Raw genomic sequence first — 4,109 nt, 5'->3', positions numbered from 1 at the left:
GCCCTTTGCTCCGTGCCGGCAGCGTCCAGGAGCTGCTCCAACACGGTGGGGTGCGGGGCGCGGTGGCGACTGTGGCGACGCCTACGGCCGCGCCTCCCGCTCCGGCCGCCCCGGCATGCCCGACCTCGGCGGAGCCACCGCCGCCTCGGCACGCGGCTCCGCCGCTGTCGCCGCCGCCCGCAGCGCGCTCGGCAAGCCCTACGTCTGGGGCGCCAACGGGCCCACCGGCTTCGACTGTTCGGGCCTGATGCAGTGGTCGTACGCGCAGGCCGGGGTCGCCCTGCCGCGCACCTCGCAGGCCCAGCGGTACGCCGGCCGGCAGGTCCCGCTGTCCGAGGCGCGCCCCGGTGACCTGGTCGTCTACCGGGGCGACGCCAGCCATGTCGGGATGTACATGGGCAACGGCCAGGTCATCCACGCGCCCTACCCCGGCGCGCCCGTGCGCTACGACCCCGTCGGGATGATGCCCGTCTCGTCGGTCACCAGGGTCTGACCGGCACGGCCCGGCGCCCGTACGATCGAGAACGTGGCTGGTCGAAGGTCGGGGTCCGCGCTGGTGGCGCTCATCGTGCTGCTCGTCGCCCTGACCGGGTGCGGCGGGCGGACAGCGCCCGACAGCGCCACGGCCGACGTGCAGCGGCTCCTGGACCGGCGGGCCGCAGCGGTCCTCGACCGCGACGCGCGGGCCTACGAACGGACGGGCGAGGGGACGGATTTCGCCAAGCTGCGCGCGGTGCCCGTGGCCGCCTGGTCGTACCGGGTGACCGCGGTGCGCCGCACCGGCGACACGGCCACCGCCGACGCCGAACTGCGCTACCGCGTCGCCGGGTACGACGAGGCGCCGGTGACCACCGGACGCACCCTGCGGCTGAACCGCGACGCGGACGGGCGGTGGTCCGTCGTCACCGACCGGCCCGCGAAGAAGTCCGCGCAGCAGCTGTGGGACCAGGGGGCGGTGCACCTCGTGCGGGGCCGGCACAGTCTCGTGCTCGGCGTCGGTCGGTCCTGGCAGTCGCTGCGGGACTTCGCGGACCTGGCCGACCGCGCTGTGCCGGCCGTGTCGGACGCGTGGGGCACGGACTGGAGCCGGCGGGTCGTCCTGGTCGTGCCGAAGTCACTGGAGGGGATGGCGGGCCTGCTCGGCTCGCCCGCCTCGTCCTACCGCGGGATCGCGGCGGTCACCACCGGCGAGACGGGCGCCCGGACCCGGGCGCCGGCGGACCGGATCATCGTCAACCCGGACGCGTTCGCGCTCCTCGGAGGCCTCGGCGAACAGGTCGTCGTCACCCACGAGACCACCCACGTCGCCACCCGCGCCCGCACCACGGCCGCCACGCCCCTGTGGCTCTCCGAGGGGTACGCCGACTGGGTCGGCTACCGCGCCGTCGGCCGCGCCCCCGTCGAGGCCGCGCCCGAACTGTCCCGGGCGGTCGCCGAGGACCGGGTCCCCACCGCTCTCCCGGACGACGAGGACTTCGGCTTCACCGGCGACGCGAGCCGCCTGGCCCGCTCCTACGAGAGCGGCTGGACTGCGTGCCGGATGATCTCCGACCGCTGGGGAGAGGCCCGGCTCGGCGCGTTCTACCGGGCCGTCGGGGAGCACCGGGAGCGGGCCGGGGCGGTGGAGGAGGCGATGCGGGAGGTACTGGGGACGGCGCCGGACGCCTTTACGGCGCAGTGGCGGGCCTACCTGCGGGAGCAGCTGGGCTGACCGGGCCCGGGCCGCCCGGGGTGGGCCCGGCGCCGGCGCCTCAGGAGGAGACCGGGGTCTCGCCCGCCCGGGCCGGCTGAGAAGGCACGGGAGCGGACGCGGCGACGGACGGTACGGTCGCCCGCCACAGGGCGCGGGCCGCGATCAGCGCGGCGACCACCAGCAGGCCGTTGCGCAGGAACAGCAGGGTGAGGCCGAGGCCGTCACTGGCCACCACGTTGGCGAAGTAGAACGGGAACTCCAGCACCGTCACGAAGCACGCCACCAGCACCAGCGCGACCGGCAGCCGCATCCGGCTGCCGGGGAAGTACAGGCACACCGCCGCCAGCCCGACCAGCCACACCATGTACTGCGGGCTGATCACCCGGCTGGTGGTCGTGAACATCAGCACGGCGACGAAGGCCGCGTCGGCGAGCGTGTGCTCCTCGAAGTGCCGGGCCAGCAGCCGCCACAGCACCAGCCAGCCGAAGGCCGCCCCGGTCAGGAACAGCGCGCCGGTGCTCACCTCGCTCACGTACGGGCCGAGGAACTCGATCGAGCCGTAGTTCAGCCTCACCTCGCCCCGCCAGCCGAAGTGCCGGGCGACGTGGAAGACCAGCGCGCCCAGCGACTCCACCTCGGTGCCCCGGTCGCGCTGGAAGGTCAGGAACGCGAACGCGCCCGGCATGGCCAGCGCGAACGCCCCCGTCACCACGATGCCGGTCACCAGTGCCGACACCCAGGCGCTGCGCCGGCGGGCGGCGAGGAGCAGCATCGCGGGCCACACCTTCAGCAGCGCGCCGAAGGCGGCCAGGGCCCCCATCGCCTTGGGATGCCGGGCGCCCGCGAGCAGTGCGGCCATCGCCACGGCCGTGACCATCACGTCGTAGCGGGCGTACACCGTCGGGCCGAGCAGCGGCACGCCGAACACCCACACCCAGGCGCCGCGCAGCGAACGGCCCGGGCGGCGGCCCGCGTACGTCATCAGGGCCAGCACGGCCAGGTCGGTGACGCAGACCAGGACGTAGAACGCGGTCGCGTAGTCCAGGAAGGGCAGCAGGCCGGGGGAGAGGATCGCCAGCGCGGCGGCGGGCGGGTACTGCCAGGTGACGTCGCCCAGCGGGAACGATCCGGTGCTCAGGACGTCGAACCAGCCCTGGTAGATCACCTGCACGTCGCTCGTCACGTCCGGGCCCGGGAAGACGTACACCTTCAGGACGAACAGCAGCAGCACCAGCCTCGTGAGACACCAGACCACCGGCAGCCATGCCAGGGACCGCCCCGTGCCCGTCGTCTTCACGTCGTGATCCCTGCCCGTTCGCCTGCCGTGTCGAGGGGGCCATGATGGTCCCGTCAGCTGTGAGCGTGCCATACGTGCTGCCGCACAGGGCGACGAGGGCGGTTCGGTAGGGTCGGCGGCGTGCGCAAGACCCTGATCGTGACGAACGACTTCCCGCCCCGGCCCGGCGGCATCCAGGCCTTCCTGCACAACATGGCGCTGCGGCTGGACCCGCAGCAGCTGGTCGTCTACGCCTCGACCTGGAAGCGGACCCGGGAGGGCGTCGAGGCCACCCGCGCCTTCGACGCCGAGCAGCCCTTCACCGTCGTACGGGACCGCACGACCATGCTGGTGCCGACCCCGGCCGCCACCCGGCGGGCCGTCGGTCTGCTGCGGGAGCACGGCTGCGCATCGGTGTGGTTCGGGGCGGCGGCCCCGCTCGGCCTGATGGCCCCGGCGCTGCGCGGCGCGGGCGCCGAGCGGCTGGTCGCCACCACGCACGGCCACGAGGCCGGCTGGGCCCAGCTGCCCGCAGCCCGGCAGCTGCTGCGCCGGATCGGCGACGGCACGGACACGATCACCTACCTCGGCGAGTACACCCGCTCGCGCATCGCCCCCGCCCTGACGCCCGAGGCCGGCGCCCGGATGGCGCAGCTGCCGCCCGGCGTCGACGAGAAGACCTTCCACCCCGGCTCGGGCGGCGACGAGGTGCGGGCACGGCTGGGCCTGACGGACCGACCCGTCGTCGTCTGCGTCTCCCGGCTGGTGCGGCGCAAGGGGCAGGACACCCTGATCCGGGCGCTGCCCCGCATCCTCGCCGCCGAGCCGGACACCGTCCTGCTGATCGTCGGCGGAGGCCCCTACGAGAGCGATCTGCGGCGGCTCGCGCGCGAGAGGGGGGTCTCCTCCTCCGTGCGCTTCACCGGCGCCGTGCCCTGGTCGGAGCTGCCCGCGCATTACGGCGCCGGCGACGTCTTCGCGATGCCCTGCCGCACCCGCCGCGGCGGCCTGGACGTCGAGGGCCTCGGCATCGTCTACCTGGAGGCCTCCGCGACGGGCCTGCCGGTCGTGGCCGGCGACTCGGGCGGCGCCCCGGACGCGGTCCTCGACGGCGAGACGGGCTGGGTGGTGAAGGGCGGT

4 protein-coding genes are annotated in these 4,109 nt (G+C 74.8%); 3 read left to right on the top strand and 1 reads right to left on the bottom strand.

Features of this window, described 5'->3' with window-relative positions; translation table 11 throughout:
- Positions 1–493, top strand: a 493-nt coding sequence (locus ABZ281_RS40635; RefSeq protein ID WP_356662997.1) for a C40 family peptidase, incomplete at its 5' end; no start/stop codon positions are given.
- 33 nt (positions 494–526) lie between these two features.
- Positions 527–1,711, top strand: a complete 1,185-nt coding sequence (locus ABZ281_RS40630) for a hypothetical protein (RefSeq protein ID WP_356662996.1) — start codon at positions 527–529, stop codon at positions 1,709–1,711.
- Positions 1,712–1,751: 40 nt separating this feature from the next.
- Here the strand turns inward: ABZ281_RS40630 and ABZ281_RS40625 are convergent, their stop codons facing one another.
- Positions 1,752–2,990 carry a glycosyltransferase family 87 protein gene (locus tag ABZ281_RS40625; protein WP_356662995.1) on the bottom strand — a complete coding sequence of 413 codons (1,239 nt, stop codon included), beginning with the start codon at positions 2,988–2,990 and terminating at the stop codon, positions 1,752–1,754.
- A gap of 120 nt (positions 2,991–3,110) precedes the next feature.
- On the opposite strand from ABZ281_RS40625, the gene ABZ281_RS40620 reads away from it, so the two are divergent.
- A partial coding sequence (locus tag ABZ281_RS40620; protein ID WP_356662994.1) for a glycosyltransferase family 4 protein occupies positions 3,111–4,109 on the top strand: 999 nt, incomplete at its 3' end.

This window comes from Streptomyces sp. NPDC006265, assembly GCF_040613555.1.
Taxonomy (GTDB): Bacteria; Actinomycetota; Actinomycetes; order Streptomycetales; family Streptomycetaceae; genus Streptomyces.
This window is presented reverse-complemented; position numbering and strand designations above follow the sequence as displayed.